At 53.4% G+C, this 17545-nt stretch carries 14 protein-coding genes; 6 read left to right on the top strand and 8 right to left on the bottom strand.

Annotated elements, in window-relative coordinates:
* Positions 1-9: 9 nt before the first annotated feature.
* Positions 10-1668, top strand: a complete 1659-nt coding sequence (locus tag H6F67_RS19390; RefSeq protein ID WP_190768269.1) for a Ppx/GppA phosphatase family protein — start codon at positions 10-12, stop codon at positions 1666-1668.
* A 413-nt stretch (positions 1669-2081) separates the two neighbouring features.
* Positions 2082-2186 carry a PetM family cytochrome b6-f complex subunit 7 gene (locus tag H6F67_RS19385; protein ID WP_190768268.1) on the top strand — a complete coding sequence of 35 codons (105 nt, stop codon included), beginning with the start codon at positions 2082-2084 and terminating at the stop codon, positions 2184-2186.
* Positions 2187-2219: 33 nt separating this feature from the next.
* On the opposite strand, the gene H6F67_RS19380 is transcribed toward H6F67_RS19385, so the two are convergent.
* Positions 2220-2606 carry a helix-turn-helix transcriptional regulator gene (locus tag H6F67_RS19380; protein ID WP_190768267.1) on the bottom strand — a complete coding sequence of 129 codons (387 nt, stop codon included), beginning with the start codon at positions 2604-2606 and terminating at the stop codon, positions 2220-2222.
* 145 nt (positions 2607-2751) lie between these two features.
* Here H6F67_RS19380 and H6F67_RS19375 point away from each other — a divergent pair, with 145 nt between their 5' ends.
* Complete coding sequence (locus tag H6F67_RS19375) at positions 2752-3729, top strand: SDR family oxidoreductase (protein WP_190768266.1); 978 nt, start codon at positions 2752-2754, stop codon at positions 3727-3729.
* A gap of 190 nt (positions 3730-3919) precedes the next feature.
* On the opposite strand, the gene recQ is transcribed toward H6F67_RS19375, so the two are convergent.
* Positions 3920-6157, bottom strand: coding sequence for a DNA helicase RecQ (gene recQ / locus H6F67_RS19370; RefSeq protein ID WP_190768265.1), 2238 nt, complete (start codon positions 6155-6157; stop codon positions 3920-3922).
* A gap of 41 nt (positions 6158-6198) precedes the next feature.
* Positions 6199-6384 (bottom strand): hypothetical protein, encoded by a 186-nt coding sequence (locus H6F67_RS19365; RefSeq protein WP_190768264.1) that lies wholly within the window; start codon positions 6382-6384, stop codon positions 6199-6201.
* 427 nt (positions 6385-6811) lie between these two features.
* Between H6F67_RS19365 and H6F67_RS19360 the strand changes: the two genes are divergently transcribed.
* Complete coding sequence (locus H6F67_RS19360; RefSeq protein WP_190768263.1) at positions 6812-8980, top strand: CHASE2 domain-containing protein; 2169 nt, start codon at positions 6812-6814, stop codon at positions 8978-8980.
* Positions 8981-8991: 11 nt separating this feature from the next.
* On the opposite strand, the gene H6F67_RS19355 is transcribed toward H6F67_RS19360, so the two are convergent.
* From H6F67_RS19355 to cofG, 3 genes are all read right to left on the bottom strand, one after another.
* Positions 8992-9489: a crossover junction endodeoxyribonuclease RuvC gene (locus H6F67_RS19355; RefSeq protein WP_190768262.1), complete on the bottom strand. Its 498-nt coding sequence runs from the start codon at positions 9487-9489 to the stop codon at positions 8992-8994.
* Positions 9490-9598: 109 nt separating this feature from the next.
* Positions 9599-10414, bottom strand: coding sequence for a DUF4142 domain-containing protein (locus tag H6F67_RS19350; protein WP_190768261.1), 816 nt, complete (start codon positions 10412-10414; stop codon positions 9599-9601).
* 105 nt (positions 10415-10519) lie between these two features.
* Positions 10520-11494: a 7,8-didemethyl-8-hydroxy-5-deazariboflavin synthase subunit CofG gene (gene cofG / locus H6F67_RS19345; RefSeq protein ID WP_190768260.1), complete on the bottom strand. Its 975-nt coding sequence runs from the start codon at positions 11492-11494 to the stop codon at positions 10520-10522.
* A gap of 24 nt (positions 11495-11518) precedes the next feature.
* On the opposite strand from cofG, the gene H6F67_RS19340 reads away from it, so the two are divergent.
* Positions 11519-12469: an aminotransferase class IV gene (locus tag H6F67_RS19340; protein WP_242020714.1), complete on the top strand. Its 951-nt coding sequence runs from the start codon at positions 11519-11521 to the stop codon at positions 12467-12469.
* A 113-nt stretch (positions 12470-12582) separates the two neighbouring features.
* Positions 12583-16731 (top strand): PAS domain S-box protein, encoded by a 4149-nt coding sequence (locus tag H6F67_RS19335; protein ID WP_190768259.1) that lies wholly within the window; start codon positions 12583-12585, stop codon positions 16729-16731.
* 9 nt (positions 16732-16740) lie between these two features.
* Here H6F67_RS19335 and H6F67_RS19330 read toward each other — a convergent pair whose 3' ends face one another.
* Both H6F67_RS19330 and H6F67_RS19325 read right to left on the bottom strand, forming a co-directional pair.
* Positions 16741-17073, bottom strand: a complete 333-nt coding sequence (locus H6F67_RS19330; RefSeq protein ID WP_190768258.1) for a XisI protein — start codon at positions 17071-17073, stop codon at positions 16741-16743.
* A complete protein-coding gene (locus H6F67_RS19325) occupies positions 17061-17477 on the bottom strand; it encodes a XisH family protein (RefSeq protein WP_190768257.1) in 417 nt (138 codons plus the stop codon). Before H6F67_RS19325 ends, H6F67_RS19330 begins: the two co-directional genes overlap by 13 nt.
* Positions 17478-17545: the final 68 nt, after the last annotated feature.

Here is a 17545-nt window from a genome sequence, read left to right as displayed (position 1 = left end):
ATCCCGCCAATGATTCATTTGATCACCGAGCGTCAACCGCTGCCGCTACCGATCGATCGCGACCGCATCATGGCGGCGATCGATGTGGGGACAAATTCGATCCACATGGTCGTTGTGCGAATTCAGCCCCGCCTTCCCGCCTTCACAATTATCGCGAGGGAAAAGGAAACGGTGCGGCTCGGCGATCGCGACAAAACGACGGGAATGCTAACGGCTGCCGCGATCGATCGTGCCGCTGCCGCTCTCAAACGCTGTCAAAGCATTGCCCAAAGTCTCAAGGCCGAAGAAATTGTCGCAGTTGCAACAAGTGCTGTGCGCGAAGCTCCCAACGGGCGCAACTTCCTTCAGCAAATTGAAGCCGATTTGGGACTGGTCATCCACTTAATTTCTGGACAAGAAGAAGCACGTCGTATCTATTTGGGCGTGCTGTCCGGGATGGAATTTAGCTTTCAGCCGCATATTGTCATTGACATCGGCGGCGGCTCAACCGAGTTAATTTTGGGCGATGGACACGAGCCGCGCACGCTCAGCAGTACAAAGGTGGGAGCCGTTCGCCTGACTCGCGAGCTGATCAGCACCGACCCGATTAGCAGCTCGGAATTCAACTATCTCCAAGCTTATGCGCGGGGAATGCTGGAGCGATCGATCGATGAACTCAAATCTTATCTGCATGTCGGTGAACAGCCGCGACTGGTCGGCACATCCGGCACGATCGAAGCCTTAGCCGCTTTGCACGCTCGCGATCGCTTGGGGATTGTTCCTACGCCGCTGCATGGCTACGAACTGCCTCTGCACGATTTGCAAGAAATGCTCAATCGTCTGCGCCGATTGAGCTTGAGCGAGCGCGCTGCCCTGCCAGAAATGTCTGAGCGGCGAGCCGAAATTATTTTGGCGGGAGCGGTGATTTTGCAAGAGGCGATGCTGCTGCTGGGAATGGAAAGCGTGGTGATCTGCGAGCGATCGCTGCGCGAAGGCGTCATCGTTGATTGGATGCTGACGCATGGACTCATCGAAGACCGCTTGCGATTTCAAGGCTCGGTGCGCGAACGCAGCGTCATGAGAGCAGCAGAAAAATATCAGGTGAATCTCGATTACAGTCAGCGAGTTGCAGCGTTTGCGCTGGCCTTGTTTGACCAAACACGAGGCAAGCTGCACAACTGGGGCGAAGAAGAACGCGAACTATTGTGGGCGGCGGCAATGCTGCACAATTGCGGCCATTTTGTGAATCATTCGGCTCATCACAAGCATTCTTACTATCTGATTCGCAATAGCGATTTGTTGGGATATACCGAAGCGGAAATCGAAACGATCGCCAATCTTGCCCGCTATCACCGCAAAAGTAATCCCAAGAAAAAACACGACAACTATCGCAATATTTCTAGCAAGAAACATCGCCGCATCGTCGATCAGCTTCATACGATGCTGAGGCTCGCTGCCGCGCTCGATCGCCGCCAAATCGGTGCGGTTGAACAAATTCAGTGTGAATTTATTCCAGACCAAGCAACGCTATTTCTGCGCGTTCGATCGAGCCATCCACAAGACGATTGTGCGCTGGAACTGTGGAGCCTGAATCTGAAAAAAGACGGCTTTGAATCAGAATTCAATCTGAAACTAATTCCCGTTTTGGAATGTTCAGTAGCGGCGATCGCGAGCAACACTGCTGATTAGCCTATGAAGATACTTTGCGTCACAGGAAATGTGTCATCAGTTTGTGTCCGGCGATCGCTACAAAAGTAAAGATTGCTGACCTAAAAGACAATTTAGATTTAAGTCGATTAGCCGCTATTTCTAAACAGGATTTGCAGCGATCGCAAAAGTATCAGCGAGCGTTAGACCTGCTCAAAGCTAATTTTCAGGCCAAATCAAAAGCGGGTTAAACCCGTCAGAATGTCAGCGATCAGCGTCAGCACTTCCCAGTCAGCGAAGCCGATCCGGACCGGATCGCACACCCTCCACTCCTGCTAGCGCTTTGAAAACACGCATCAGCGATTCTGATTCCCAAACTGCTTTAAAATACTTGATGCAGGTTTAATCGTCTTAACGTTGCGTCATCCGCGCATCTTGTATTTCAGGAGTTTTTCATGAACGGAGAAATTTTCAACGCCGCGATTCTCGCCTTCACCTTGATTTTGGTGGGCATGGGCATGGGATTTTTGCTGCTGCGGCTTCAGGGCGGCGAAGAATAGCGATCGATCGACCAGGCTGCTTCACCAGTCTGGTCAATCTTCCGGCTCATCGAGATGTTCGGCCACCTCACGATAGAGATTCAAGACGTGGCTGTCTTTGAGGTAATAGAAGACGTTGCGCCCCTGCTTGCGATAGCTCACCAGCCGCATCGTCCGCAGCGCCCGAAGCTGATGCGACACGGCAGATTCGCTCATCTTCACCAGCGCGGCCAAATCGCAAACACAAAGTTCCTGATCGGCCAAGGCAGACAGAATTCTAAGCCGATTCGCATCGCCCAACAGCGCAAAAAATTCGGCCATGCGCTGCGCCTTCTCGACCTTGAGAACGCGATCGTGCAACTGGCGAACATGATTGAGGTCTACCGGATGCTGAACGGAGCAGACGACCTCTTCAGGGATAGGCAGCGGATCAGTGGGCATCGCGATCGCTCAAAAACTTGACGTTCAGCCGTGCAAAAAGGCGATCGGCTGTGTCTCCAGCGTAGCAAGTTTACGGGTTGCCTCGCCTGGGAACGCTGAATTCTGATAATCTTATAAAAAGTTAATGGTTTTTTAAGCATCCCTCATGAGCGTACTAATTGTTGGTGCAACTGGCACTTTGGGAAGGCAAGTCACGCGCCGCGCCCTCGATGAGGGATATGAAGTGCGCTGTTTGGTGCGCGGCTTCAAGAAAGCTGCCTTCTTGAAAGAGTGGGGCGCAGAACTGGTGCGCGGCGATCTGTGCGCTCCCGAAACGCTGACGCCCGCTTTTGAAGGTGTCACGGCAGTCATCGATGCGGCAACGGCTCGCCCCACCGATTCGCTCAGCATCCGCGAAGTGGATTGGGAGGGCAAGGTCAACCTGATTCAGGCGGCAAAAGCGGCGAACGTCGATCGCTACATCTTCTTCTCAATCCTCGATTCTGAGAAATTTCCCGATGTGCCGCTGATGGAGGTGAAGCGCTGCACCGAATTGTATTTGGCCGAATCCGGCTTAAACTACACGGTTCTCAAGCCCGCCGGATTTCTGCAAGGCTTAATCGGCCAGTACGCGATTCCGGTTCTGGAAAATCAAGCCGTCTGGGTGATGGGTGAAACCGCCCCGATCGCATACATGGACACGCAAGACATCGCCAAATTTGCCGTCCGCGCTCTCAAAGTCCCCGAAACCGAAAACCGCACCTTCCCCGTTGTTGGCTCTCGCGCTTGGGGGCCATACGAAATCATTCGATTGTGCGAACGCTTGTCGGGCAAAGAAGCGAAAGTGACGCGAATGCCGATCGGCGTTTTGCGAGCTTCGCGCCGCATCATCCGCTTTTTTCAGTGGGGCTGGAACGTCTCCGATCGCCTCGCCTTTGCCGAAGTGATGGCAACCGGAAAACCGCTCGACGCCAGCATGGACGAAACCTATTCGGTGTTCGGCCTTGATCCGCAAGAAATGACGACCCTGGAAGCGTATTTGAAAGAATATTTCGATCGCATCCTCAAGAAACTGAAAGAACTCGATTTTGAGCGCGAAAAGCAGAAAAAGAAAAAGCGATCGCCGTTCAAAACGCCTTCTTGAGGGTTGAGCAAATTTGTCGGAAACAGGACAGCAGAAGCCGCGAAATCAATTTCCGGCTGAAAGCGGAAACCCATTCAAATGGGTTCGTTTGACGCGCTCAGTCCGTTTTGGGACTTGAGCTTTGAGTCAAGAACTTGAGTTCCTGGTGCCAATTATCGTCACTGTCACGCTGAATTTCAATCAAAGGCTGCTACGAATTCGATCGCGAGCTTGCGGAACGGTATCGCACCCAATCGGCTCTGACCAAGCGAATCTCGTTGTAGTCAAACGTTTCGCCCAGTCGATCGCGAATTAGCCGTAGAGAGTCGGCTCCGACCTCATCGATCGCCGCTCGAATTTGCGTCTGGCGCTCAACAGGGACAAGCGCATCAAGATCGACCGGATGCCCTGCTTCTCGCAGCATTCCCAAGTGATCGTAGATGGTGGTGAGGCGGAGATTGCGCTCGATCGCGATTTGGCTGGGCGTCAAGCCTTGCTCATGCAGGCGCAGCGTATTCAGGTGCGTCATTGCGATCGTGCTGCGCGATCGATCGGTGGGTGCAGGCACAGCCGATTTTTCAGGTTCTTCGGGACGAAGCGGCAAGCCTTGTTCTTCGCAAAAGGCGCGAATTTCTGCCGTGAAGCGATCGCCATATCGCTCTAGTTTGTGACTGCCGACGCCAGAAATTTTGGCAAAGGTCGATCGCGTTTGGGGACGAGTTTGCGCCATTGCCTTGAGGCTAGAATCCGCAAAGATCATGTAGGGCGGCATCGATTGCGCGTCGGCAATTTCTTTACGCAGTTGGCGCAGGCGGTTAAACAGCAACTCCACTTCGATCTGCGTGCCGGATTCTTCCAGTTCATCTGGCGCGATCGCCTCATTGGGCAGGGCAATCAACACCGATCGCTGTTTGCGGAGCACTTCCCAACTGAGATCATTGAGTTTGAGAACCGGATAGCCGTCGGTCGTTTCGTCTAGCAAGCCTTGTTGGAGCAGCGATCGCCCCAGTTTGCGCCAAGCGTCTGCCGTGCGATCGCGTCCAATCCCGTAGGTGGACAGTTCGTCGTGACGGTTTTGTAAAATCCGCTTGTCTCGTGAACCGCGCAGCACATCGACGATGTATTTGAGGCCGAAATTTTCTTTGCAGCGAGCCACGCAGGACAAGAATTTTTGCGCTTCGATCGTCCAGTCTTCAACGGGTTTGGGAGAGCGGCAGTTGTCACACTGGCCGCAGTTGCCCTCGATCGATTCGCCAAAATAGCGCAGTTGAATTTTGCGGCGACACTCGACGCTATCGGCGTAGTTGATCACCTGCCGTAGCTGCTGCTTGGCGATTTTCTGCTCGGCAGCAAGCGGTGCGCCCGTTGTGGGATGGACTTTTTGGGCGATGAGGAATTCGATCGTTTTAATATCGCCAAAGCTGAAATACAACGTACAGTGGGCGGGTTCGCCGTCGCGTCCGGCTCGTCCGGATTCTTGATAGTAGCTTTCCAGGTTGCGCGGTAAATCATAGTGAATCACAAACCGCACGTCTGGCTTGTTGATGCCCATGCCAAAGGCGATCGTCGCTACCATAATCCGCACGTCATCGCGGATGAAGCGAGTTTGGTTGGAGGCGCGTTCTTTGTCCGACAGTCCGGCGTGATAGGGCAAGGCGTCCACGCCGTCTAGCTGGAGCTTGTAGGTAATTTCATCGACTTTGCGACGGCTGAGGCAGTAGATAATTCCCGATCCGGGCGTTTGCTGAACCTGCCGCAGCAGTTCCTGATAGGCCTGCTTTTCCTTGGGGCGAACTTCGTAATAGAGGTTTTGACGGTTGAAACTGGCGACGTGAACAGTGGGATTGCGTAAATCAAGCTGCTGCACAATGTCTTCGCGGACGCGCTCGGTGGCAGTGGCGGTGAGCGCGAGGACAGGAACATTCGGGAAGCGATCGCGCACGAGTCGCATCTGGCGATATTCCGGGCGAAAGTCGTGTCCCCATTCAGAGACGCAGTGCGCTTCGTCGATTGCAAATGTGCTAATCCCGATCGATTCGTGCAGATGGTCGAGCCAGTCGAGGAAGCGATCGTTCAACAGGCGTTCCGGCGCAACGTATAGAAGTTTGATTCGGCCTGCCAGCAAATCGCTTTGCCGCTGGCGGACTTCAGCCGCGCTGAGACTGCTGTTGAGAAACGTTGCGCCGATGCCGTTGTCTTGCAAGGCTTCAACTTGGTCTTGCATCAGGGCGATCAGGGGAGAGACGACGATCGATACGCCCGATTTCAGCAAGGCGGGAAGCTGAAAGCACAAGGATTTGCCGCCGCCTGTGGGCATGATCACGAGCAAATCGCGGTCTTGCATTGCCGCTTCGACAACGCTGCGCTGTCCGGGGCGAAACGCATCGTAGCCGAAGAAATGCTTGAGTGACTGTTCGAGCGAGGGTTGAGTGGTTGACTGAGCGTTCATGCCGATCGAATAGCGTCTCTATCTCTATGTTGCCCTAAGCGCTATAGATAGCGTACCGCCCGCCACAACAGCAAACTACCCATAACGAGCGTGGGGGTGAGGACGATCGCGATCGCGCTGAAATTGGTGGCGGGAATGGGCAAAGCCGGACCGATCGCTTTGATCAAAACTGCGATCAGCAGCGAAACAGCGAGTACCTCAAAAATAAACTTTGGAGTATTGTTCATTTGGCTTAGAGAATTTACGGAGATTGGCTGATCGTTCAGTGTATTTTCTGAGCAACAAAGGAAATAGAGGAATGGTGCATCAGACGCAGCAAAATTAGTTTCCGAAAAGTTGCGGAGCAAACCCGTGAAGATGTGATGTAGATTTCAAGAAGTCTCTTCTGCTCGTCAATTCCGTAATCAGGTCTCGGTAGGATATCGATAGATGTAATGGAAATTGAGACATCTAGCAGCCTGCGTATTTTCCTTCTGGTCTGGCATTCAGGGTGTGTATCTACGACGCGATCGAGTTGCGAATGCTGAAGCAGTGCTGATCTCGATCGCACCTTCACGCTCGAAGTTTTGATCGCGCCGCATCGAAACTGCAAGTTTGCGCTCGGCAGTTGCCAAACGAATTGCCTTCTACAGATGCTCCCACAAATCTGCCGCCATGAAATTTCCTTCTTCTTGCTGGCCGCGATCGGAACTGCGAGTTTGGCTCACTGCCGTTGGCGTTGCGACCTGCGTGGCAGCGATGCGCTTCAGTGGCGTACTGCAATTTGTTGAGTTTGCTGGGTTCGATCAACTGGTGCGGCTGCGTCCCCAAGAACCGACCGACGATCGCATCGTGATTGTGGGCATTGATGATCGCGACATTCGCAACGTTGGCGCTTGGCCGATGTCCGACGCGACGATGGCAAATTTGCTGCGGCAGATTCGCGCTGCCGAGCCGAGAGCGATCGGGCTAGATATCTATCGCGATTTGCCAATCAAGCCGGGAAATCAAGCGCTAGAGCGAGTTTTTGCCAGTACACCAAACCTGATTGGCATCGAAAAGATTGCAGCGGGCGAAAGCATGGGCGTGATGCCGCCACCCGTTTTGGCTGCTCGCAATCAGGTGGGTTTCAACAATACGATCGTGGATGGAGATGGGCGCGTCCGGCGCGGAATGCTGTATTGGACAACACCAGACGGCAAATATCACACTAGTTTCGCGCTGGCATTGGCGTTGCGCTATCTCGATCGCGCTGGCATTGCGCCGCAAGCCGCTCCCAATTCGACTAACATGCAGCTTGGTCAAGTTGTGTTTGAACCGTTTCGCAGCAACGACGGCGGCTATGTACGCACGGATGCTCGCGGCTACCAGTTTTTGGCAAATTTTCACCTGAGCGATCGCAGCTTTCAGCAAGTTTCAATGTCCGACGTGATTGCAGGAAAGGTCAACCTCGACTTGTTTCGCGATCGCATCGTGCTGATTGGCTCCACCGCAGACAGCCTCAAAGATGCGTTTTTCATGCCGCTCAGCGACGGCTTGTTTCGTCCGGCTGAGCCGATGCCCGGCGTTGAACTGCAAGCACATTTCATTCGGCAAATTCTCGATGCAGCTTTATATGGGCGATCGCTGCTGCAAGTTTGGCCTGAGCCGATCGAACTGCTGTGGATTTTTGGCTGGTCTTACCTGGGTGCTACTTTAAGCTGGCGCGTTCGCAAACCAACGCACTCGGCGATCGTGCTGGCAAGTGCGCTCGCTGGGCTGGGCGGCATTTGCTATATGGCATTCTTGGGTGGCTGGTGGCTGCCGCTTGTGCCCTCAGCGATCGCCTTTAGCGGCTCCTCGATCGGCATCGTGACGCATTTAGCGCAAATCAAAGAAGAACTAAAGAAATCCAAAGAATTCCTCAGTTCGATCATCAACGCGATTCCCGATCCGGTTTTTGTCAAGAATCGCAATCACCAGTGGATCGTACTGAATGATGCATACTGCCGCTTGGTGGGTCAGCCGATCGATGCTCTGTTGGAAAAAACCGATCGTGACTTTTTTGCGCCTGACCAAGCTGCCGCCTTTTGGAAACATGACGATCTCGCTTTTATCAGCGGTGGCGAACAGGAAAGCGAAGAAATTTTTACCGATGCACAGGGCGTTACCTACTCGATTGCCACCAAGCGATCGCTGCATCGCGATTCGGCGGGCAATGTGTTTCTGGTCGGTGTTATCCGCGACATCACGCAGCGCAAACGAGTGGAAGATGAACTGCGACGCACGGCAGAAGATTTGGTGCGATCGAATGCGGCACTGCGCCAAAGTGAAATTCAACTGCGGCAACTGGCGCTGCATGATGGACTGACCAAACTGCCGAATCGTCAACTGCTGCAAGAGCGACTGGAGCAAGCGATCGATCGTGCCCACGACCGAGAACAGCTTGTCGTCTTGCTATTTCTCGATCTCGATGGCTTTAAGCAGATCAACGACAGTTTCGGCCACCGAATGGGCGATCTGCTGCTCAAAGCCGTCGCGCAGCGCCTAGCCGGATGTTTGCGCGGCAGCGATACGGTTGCGAGAATGGGCGGTGATGAATTTGTCGTATTGCTGCCTGCGATTTCTTCGGCTCCCGATATTTCGATCGTCGCGGAAAAACTGATTTACACGCTTTCACAACCATTTAGCATCGAAGGCGAAGCGCTGCATGTCACAACCAGCGTTGGCATCAGCATTTATCCGATCGACAGCATCGACAGTGAAAGCTTGATGACCTGTGCAGACCAAGCGATGTATCAGGCCAAGCAGCAAGGCAAAAACTGCTACGAATTTTTTCGATCGATCGCAGTCATGAGCCATTGATCCGTCTGCGCTCAGGCAACGCTGGCTCTGGCTCCGCACTGGGCAGCGTAGGCGATCGCCAAGCCATCCGCACTGTCATCGGGCGTCGGCGGCTTGGGCAAATCGAAGATTTGCATGACGGCCTGCTTAATTTCCGATTTCGCTGCGCCGTATTGAGCAACGGCAGACTTCACCTGCGACTGGTGCAAAAAAATGATATCCGTCAGCCCGTAATCCCCCAAGGCAAGCTCGATGACGCCCAAGGCGCGAAGCACTCTTCCCGCATTTGTATTTTCACGGCCAAAAAAGGGCATCTCCATTGCGGCAATGTCCGGTTTGACCAGATTGCACAGTTCCAAAATATCGGTGCGAATTTGGCTGAGGCGATCGTACATCGAAGCTTTGGCCGAGGTTTTAATCACGCCATACTCGATCGCTTCACTGCCGCGAATGACGCCAAAGCCAATGCTGGCGATCGCTGGGTCGATCCCCAAAATAATCCGATTGCTCAAATCCTGCGAAAAATCCATACGTTCTAGACAGTTGCAAAAAGTGGCTGTCTTAGAGCAATCGTACTATTTTTAAGGCAAAAGCGGCGATCGCAGATGAGATGCGATCGCCGCTTTTGAATAGGAGATTCTACTGAACTGGACGACGAATATCAAACGCGCTGAACTGGCCGCTCATCATGCTCGCCATTTCGTAGTGATTTTCGATCGTCGGCAGCAAACCAGCAGCAAACTGACGTAGTTCTGCATCTCGGCCTTGACCAATCTGGCTGCGGAAAACGCCGACTGTTTGGATGTGGCCGTTGGCCTGCGCTGCCATGTATGCCCGATCGAACTCCACACCAGAGAGCGGCATGAGGCTATCGATCACGGCTTGCTGAAATTCGCTTGGCTCGGTTGGCAAGGTGAAGCCGCGCTCGGCTGCCAGTTGAGTCAGAAGCTGCGTCGATTGCGTGTGCTCTTGAATCATCATTTCGGCGTACTGGCGCACTTCGGGATTATTCGACTTTTGCAGTGCCATCTGCGAGGAACGAATCTCGAACTGGTCGCTGTGGGCTGCCATCCGCATGAACTGCTGATCGAGCGAAGACAGATCGCTTGCTGCACGAGAAATCGTCGTGGCGGGAGCAGCGCGATCGACTCCCAATTCGCTAAAGATGCTGGGGTTCGGATTCAAGGCAGGCGAATTGGACTGGCTGACTTGGGCTTGTGGAGTCGAAGGACGCTCAAGGCCAAACTCACTAAAGATGCTGGGATTCGGGTTGACGGCGGGTGCGGGCGTCACAAGCGGAGCGGTGCGCGTATCCGGATTGCCATCGTAGTTTGGCTCGTTGAAGATATTGGGACTCGGATTCACCTGCGCCAAACTGGGAAGGGCAACCAGCGCAGCGATCGCCGCTGCGCCCATGATGCCCGCAAATTTTGTGGTGCGATTCAATTTAGCCATTGCTGTTAAACCTGGATGTCAAAAAAAGCTGCTTTGCTTTTCAAGGTATTAATCCGGGTTGAGAAATTCCTCTATCGGAAGTGCCAGTCTTTTGCAGCAAATTTGTCAACCGTGAAAACTAGAAGGTCGGCTGCGATCGCTTGTGATTTTTTCGCGCCAAACAGCGATCGCCTCCTGCAATTGCCCAGGTAGCCAAGCGTCATACTGCGGATAAATGGGCAGGCGCGGATGCAACTGCCAGCCAGCGCGATCGAGCAAACGAGCAAGCTGGCGATCGTGCGGATGTGGATAATCCGGATTTACTTCGTCTTTGGGACTGATGCCGCCAATGTCTGTTGCACCCTCGCGCAGACAGGCGAGCAGCGTCGTTTCAGAAACGAGGTTGGGCGGAATTTGCAGCGCAATGTCGGGCGGCAGCAGGCGACGAGCGATCGACACGACTTCAACTAATCGATCAAAGTCAAACGCTTTGCCTGTCCAGCTTTGCTGATTTCCCGGACTGTGCGGCTGCAAAATCACTTCTTGAATATGTCCCCAACGCGCGTGAATTTGAGCGATCGCCTCCAGCGTTGCCTGCCAGTCCGCTTCGTGTTCGCCAATGCCCAGCAGCAATCCGGTCGTAAATGGAATTTGCAGTTCCCCCGCCCATTCAAGCTGCTGAATTCGCAGCTCTGCTCGTTTGCTCGGCGCGTGGCGATGCACGGCCAAAGGTGCAAGCTGCTCTAGCATCAGCCCCATCGAGACATTCACGGTTTTGAGCCGCGCCATTTCTGCAAAACTCAAGGGACCAGCGTTCGTATGCGGCAAAAATCCCAGCGAGAGCGCCAATTCACACAAATCGAAGATGCGATCGAACCACGCCCTCCGACGATCGCTCTGCGGATGCACCTCACCCGACAGCACCAAAATTTCGATTACGCCTTGCGATCGCAGCGGTCGCAAGATTTGTTCAGCCGACGCTAGCGTGAGCCAGCGATCGCCCCCCGGATCAACCCGAAAATTACAGTAGGCACAGCGATTAAAGCATTCATAAGTCGGCACGATCGTATAGGCCGGACTGTAGGTGATGATGGGCGGCACAGCAGTTCGGAATGAGCAGATAGTTTGAGTTTAGCGATCGATCAAATTCCAAGTTTCACCGGAATTGACGCTTATACTGCGATCGAACCGTTCGTTTGTACTTTTTGCTTTATGCTTGGCCGTTTGCAACCGCTGATTTGGCACAATGGCGATCTCGTTCCTCGCGAACAAGCCGACCCGTCGATCGCCAGCCATTCGCTACACCTTGGCATCGGTGTTTTTGATGGCATCATGGCCTATCGCAATCAGGATCACTACTACATTCATCGGCTGGCTGCACATCTCGATCGCTTTCGCCACAGCGCACAGCAGATCGGGCTGGGTTTTTCCTGGTCAACTGAAGAACTGACCAGCGGGATTTCTGCTTTGCTGGCAGCTTTACCCGCGCAAACCTACTATCTGCGTCCGATCGCCTACCGCGCCGTACCGCACCTGAATTTTCGGGAAGAGATGCCTGTGGAGGTGAGCATTCTAGTAGTGGGAATCGATCGCGATCGCACCGCACCGATCGCCTGTCACGTTTCGCCCTATCAGCGGATTTCCGGACTGGCCGTTCCAATTCGCTTAAAGCTGTGTGGAACCTACATCAATAGCTATCTCAGCCGTCGCACCGCAGAGCAGCAAGGCTTTCAGGATGCAATTTTGCTAGATGCCGAAGGACGCATCACCGAAGCAACAGCCGCGAATTTGTTTTTGCTGCAAGGCGATCGCCTGCTCACCCCTGCTTTGACGCCCAGCATTTTTCCGGGAATTACTCGCGCCACAATTTTCGAGCTTTGCGATCGATTGGGGATTGAAGCGATCGAGGCAAATTTGACGATCGCCGATCTCAATTCCTGTGAAGGAGGATTTCTAGCAGCGACGATGATCGAACTCAAGCCGCTCGGTGCGATTCATCCGCATCGCTATGACAGCGCGAATCATCCGCTGTTTCAGCAAATTTTGCAAGAATTTCAGGAAATCATGCATCAGTAAAGGCTGGGAAATTGGCAAAATAGAAAGGATCTCGTCGGGAAGAGTACCAGTTGGATGCAAGGTGCTGGGTTAGGCTCATTCCAACTGGGTTGATTTACCGCTCTAGCGAAACCATGTCCGACGCACCGCCGCAAAATTCAACCGCACCGATTCCTGCTAATGAAACTAAGCGATTGGCGGCACTGCATCGCTACAAAATTCTGGACACGCCGCCGGAAGCCGCATTCGATCGCATCACCGGACTTGCTGCCCGTCTGTTCAACATGCCGATCGCGCTGATTTCGCTGGTGGATGAATCACGCGCCTGGTTCAAGTCGTGCATTGGCTTTGAAGCGCAAGAAGTGCCGCGCGATGCGACGCTGTGCAGCTTTGCCGTTTTGACCGACGAGCCGCTGATTATTCCCGACACGCGACTGGACGATCGCTTCGCCTGCAATCCGTTTGTGCAGCAAGAGCCGGGAGTGCGCTTTTATGCAGGTGCGCCGCTGATGAGTGATGACGGCTTCAACCTGGGGACGCTTTGCTTGCTCGACTCGCAGCCGCACGATCCGCTCACGGCAGAGCAGCAGGCAACGCTGGTGGATCTAGCGGCAATGGTGGTGGACGAACTGGAACTGCGGCTGGCCGCTCGCAAAGTTGCTCAGGTCGATGCGGCTCTGATGGAAATTACGCAGGGCGTCTCGATGGTCATGGGCAGCGCGTTTTTTGATGCCCTCGTGCTGCACTTTGCCAAAGTGCTCGATGTCGATTACGCCTACATTGGCGTGGTTGAAGGAGATGATCCCAAACTCATGCGGACGATCGCTTTGTGCGCTCAGGGGCAACCTGCTGACAATGTGGAATATTTGCTGCAAGATACGCCGTGCTGGGAAGTGATCGAACAGCGCAAAATCTGCTCGTATCCGTGCAATGTGCAGGCGCATTTTCCTCATGCTCCGCTGCTGAAGCCGCTCGCGATCGAAAGCTATGTTGCTGTGCCGTTTTTTGACTCGGACGGCGTACCGCTGGGGCTGCTGGGCGTGATGGATGGCAAACCGCTAGAGAACGTTCACCTGGCCGAATCGCTGCTGGCAGTTTTTGCTTCGCGCGTTTCCACTGAGTTTGAGCGGCAGCAGATCGAGCAAAAGCGCGATCGCTTCTTTGCTGTTGCCTCGGACTTGCAGGTGATGACGCGATCGGATGGCTTCTTTGAGTGGGTCAGTCCCTCAGTGGAACGACTGCTCGGCTGGACGGTTGAGGAAATAACGTCGCGCCCCTGGACTGAGTTTGTTCACCCCGACGATCTCAATGCTTCAACGCTAGAAGCCGACAGCTTATTTTCTGGCCAGAAAACCTTAGCCTTTGAAAATCGCTACCGCCACAAAGACGGCTCCTATCGCTGGCTGCGGTGGCGGGCACAGCTAGAAGGTCACGTTCTCTACGGCTCGGCAGTTGACATCACGGCGGCGAAGCGGCTGGAGGTCGATCGCCTCCAAGCTGAAGTTGCCCTGCGCGACAGCGAAGAACAATTTCGGCTGATGGCCGATGTGGTTCCGCAAATTGTTTGGATCACCGATGCCCAAGGACGAGTCGAATTTTTCAACCAGCAGTGGAGCAACTACACTGGCGTTCCCTACGAGCCAATCACCGCTGCCGAAATTGTCGACAACTTCATTCATCCAGACGATGCCGAACGCACCATGCAGATGTTTGGCGAAGCGCAGCGGCTCGGCAGGCAGTTTGCGATCGAACATCGAGTCCGATCGGCCTCTGGTGACTACCGCTGGTTTATCGTTCGCGCTGAGCCATATTTTGATCCGCAAACTGGCGAAATCATTCGCTGGTTTGGCGCATCGCTTGACATTCACGATCGCAAAATCGCCGAAGCTGCTTTGCAAGCGAGCGAAGCACAAAGCCGCAATATTTTAGAAAGCATTGATGACGGCTTTCTGGCGCTGGATGAAAACTGGCGCTTCACCTACATGAACAAAGCGGCTGAAACACTGCTCAACTTCATGCCCGACGATGTGATTGGCGAAAACTTTTGGGAGGTTTTTCCCGGCTTGGAGGGCAGCGACTTTGAGCAGCTTCACCAAAGCGTGATGCGCGATCGCGTCGCCGGATCGCTGGTGGCTTTTTATCCCGACCACGATCGCTGGTATGAAGTCCGCAGCTATCCTGCCGCGCAAGGCATCACGATCTACTTCCGCAACGTCACCGATCGAATTCAAGCTGATGCTGCTCTGCGTCAATCGGAAGAACGCTATCGGATGCTGTTTGAGTCGATCGATGAAGGCTTTTGCGTTGTTGAAGTAATTTGCAATGCGGACAATAGGCCGATCGACTATCGCATCCTGGAAATCAATCCGGCCTTTGAGCAGCAGACCGGACTGCAACAGGCGGTCGGCAAAACCGCTCGTGAGCTAAATCTGGAAGATCACTGGATTCAAACTTACGGCCATGTGGCAATCACAGGTGAATCCGTTCGGTTTGAAAGCGGATCGGAAGTGCTGGGACGCTGGTTTGATGTATACGCCTGTTGCACAGGTGAACCGGAAGCGAGAAAAGTCGCGATCGTTTTCAAAGACATTAGCGATCGCAAACAGGCAGAAATCACCATTCAAGCGAGTAATGATCGACTCAAACTGTTAGCAGAAACCGCAAATGATTTGTTGGTGACGATCGATCCCAAAGCATTTTTAGCCAGTTTGCTGAACAAGGTTGCAGCGCATTTGCAGCTTGAAATTTACGTCAACTATCTCTTTCGAGAAGACAAGCAGCGTCTTGAACTTCATGCTCACGGCGGCATCAGCGAAGCGCTTGCACAAGCGGCTCGCTACCTGGACTTAGGACAGGCCGTTTGCGGCTATGTGGTGCAGCAGCGTCGTCCGGTCGTGGTTGACTGTACGGTAGATCCGACCGATCCAATGGCGATTCCCGTACAGGCTGAGGGCATTCGCGCTTACGCCAGCCATCCGCTGAAGATTGGCGATCGCGTCATCGGCACATTGGGATTAGGCACTCGCCAGCGCGATCGCTTCACGCAAGACGAACTCGATTTGATGCAGGCAGTCGCGGCTCAAGTTTCCGCAGCACTAGAGCGATCGCGCCTGATCACCGAACTGCAAGACCGCGCTGAAGCGCTCGATCGCGCTAACCACATCAAAGATGAATTTTTGGCCGTCCTCTCACACGAGCTGCGAACGCCGCTGAATCCGATTTTGGGCTGGACGCGCCTGCTGCAAAGCGGCAAACTCGACGCGACCCGCCAGCGCGAAGCCCTCGCCACGATCGAGCGCAACGCCAAACTGCAAACGCAACTGATTGAAGATTTGCTCGACATCTCACGCATCATGCAGGGCAAACTGTCGCTGACGGCGGTTCCGGTCAGCTTGAGTTTTGTGATTGAGGCGGCGATCGAAACCGTCCGCCTTGCCGTCGAAGCCAAGCACATTCAACTGACGCTCGATTTGGCTTCAGCCGTTGCCCACGTTTCTGGCGATGCCGCCCGCCTCCAGCAAGTTATTTGGAACTTGCTCACCAACGCCGTCAAATTCACGCCCAACAATGGACAAATCAGCGTTGAACTGCGGCAGATCGATCGAATCGCCCAAATTCGCGTGATCGACACGGGAAAAGGCATCAACCCGCAGTTTTTGCCGCACATCTTTGAGTATTTCCGGCAAGAAGACAGCTCCACCACCCGCAAATTTGGCGGTTTGGGCTTGGGGTTGGCGATCGTGCGGCAAATCGTCGAACTGCACGGCGGTACAGTCAAAGCCGACAGTCCTGGCGAACATCAAGGCGCAATTTTCACCGTCCAGTTGCCTGTCATTGAGCAGCGTGTTTCAACGCGATCGCCTAACCACAACCACAGTCCAGATCTCAAAAATCTTTTAAGCAATCTGCAAATTCTCGTTGTGGATGATGACGACGACACCCGCCAGTTTCAAGCCTTCGTACTGGAACAAAACGGCGCAACCGTCACTGCTGTTGCCTCTGGCTTGGAGGCGCTAGAAGCGATCGATCGCGCCACGCCCGATTTGATTGTCAGCGATATCGGCATGGCCGACATGGACGGCTACACGCTGATCAGGCAGATTCGATCGCGCCCGATCGATCGCGGCGGCGACATTTTGGCGATCGCGCTCACGGCCTACGCCAGCGATGGAGATCAGCAAAAAGCCTTTCAAGCCGGATTCCAAGCGCATCTGACAAAACCGATCGAACCTGAAGTTTTAGTCAAACACATTGTTCGGTTGAGAAGCGGTTCGGCTGTGTAGCCAGAAGCGTTAGGCGATCGCAAACTCCGTATACTTCCTTAGATGCGGCGGATGAAAAGCCAACACAATATCGCTATTTGGGACACCCGCTTCTAGCAAATCCGTCACCACACCATCTTCTGTCCAATCTTCCTCAATCCAAATCTTCTCATTCTGAATCCGAACATGAATCGTCGTTGACTTAATTCGTTCATCCCGCTTCCAACCCATATTCAGCAGCAAATACTGGTCATGCTGCTCATCAAAAGCTAACGCAGCTTCGATTTCAGAACTGCGCCCTAGTTCGTAATATTCTGTCAGTATTTTCTTGATCAAGTTGCGGTAGCGGTCTAGTCTATCCATTGAAAAATCTCCTCGCGATCTGCATTAAAAATTACTACGCTAATTCGGTTGCGTTTCAACGCCATTTGAGGAAGTCTTCTTTGAAAGCCGCTGTTATAAGCGCTTGTAGCAACAGCTAGATAAACTTGGCGTTCTGGTTCTGTTTCACTTAAGATATCGCGGTAAAGAATGTATTGACCGATCGCATCCTCAAAATCGCTAATGAACGATCGACCCAAAAAACTTTTTACTTCAACCGCAATCTTTCTTCCTTGTTTTTCAGCCGCGATCGTCTTTTCAGCCGCCAGATCAACATAAACTTTGTCCTCGCCATACTCAAGTACATAATCTTCCGCTGTAATTGTCCAACCGTCTTTCAGTAAGGCATTTTTAACAGAGCCGTGATAGACATCCCTTGCAGGCATACAGGAATTAGCAGAGTTTCAATCACTGTACTTACAAGAGAGCGATCGTTCTGTAAGGAAACGATCGC

Source organism: Microcoleus sp. FACHB-1515, from assembly GCF_014696105.1.
Classification (GTDB): Bacteria; Cyanobacteriota; Cyanobacteriia; order Elainellales; family Elainellaceae; genus JAAUTJ01.
This window is presented reverse-complemented; position numbering and strand designations above follow the sequence as displayed.

What these genes read in the sequence shown, in the direction of transcription:
- H6F67_RS19390 (WP_190768269.1), top strand. Translation starts at nt 10, where the DNA reads ATGATTCATTTGATCACCGAGCGTCAACCGCTGCCGCTACCGATCGAT.
- H6F67_RS19385 (WP_190768268.1), top strand. Translation starts at nt 2,082, where the DNA reads ATGAACGGAGAAATTTTCAACGCCGCGATTCTCGCCTTCACCTTGATT.
- H6F67_RS19380 (WP_190768267.1), bottom strand. Translation starts at nt 2,606, where the DNA reads ATGCCCACTGATCCGCTGCCTATCCCTGAAGAGGTCGTCTGCTCCGTT.
- H6F67_RS19375 (WP_190768266.1), top strand. Translation starts at nt 2,752, where the DNA reads ATGAGCGTACTAATTGTTGGTGCAACTGGCACTTTGGGAAGGCAAGTC.
- recQ (WP_190768265.1), bottom strand. Translation starts at nt 6,157, where the DNA reads ATGAACGCTCAGTCAACCACTCAACCCTCGCTCGAACAGTCACTCAAG.
- H6F67_RS19365 (WP_190768264.1), bottom strand. Translation starts at nt 6,384, where the DNA reads ATGAACAATACTCCAAAGTTTATTTTTGAGGTACTCGCTGTTTCGCTG.
- H6F67_RS19360 (WP_190768263.1), top strand. Translation starts at nt 6,812, where the DNA reads ATGAAATTTCCTTCTTCTTGCTGGCCGCGATCGGAACTGCGAGTTTGG.
- H6F67_RS19355 (WP_190768262.1), bottom strand. Translation starts at nt 9,489, where the DNA reads ATGGATTTTTCGCAGGATTTGAGCAATCGGATTATTTTGGGGATCGAC.
- H6F67_RS19350 (WP_190768261.1), bottom strand. Translation starts at nt 10,414, where the DNA reads ATGGCTAAATTGAATCGCACCACAAAATTTGCGGGCATCATGGGCGCA.
- H6F67_RS19335 (WP_190768259.1), top strand. Translation starts at nt 12,583, where the DNA reads ATGTCCGACGCACCGCCGCAAAATTCAACCGCACCGATTCCTGCTAAT.
- H6F67_RS19330 (WP_190768258.1), bottom strand. Translation starts at nt 17,073, where the DNA reads ATGGATAGACTAGACCGCTACCGCAACTTGATCAAGAAAATACTGACA.
- H6F67_RS19325 (WP_190768257.1), bottom strand. Translation starts at nt 17,477, where the DNA reads ATGCCTGCAAGGGATGTCTATCACGGCTCTGTTAAAAATGCCTTACTG.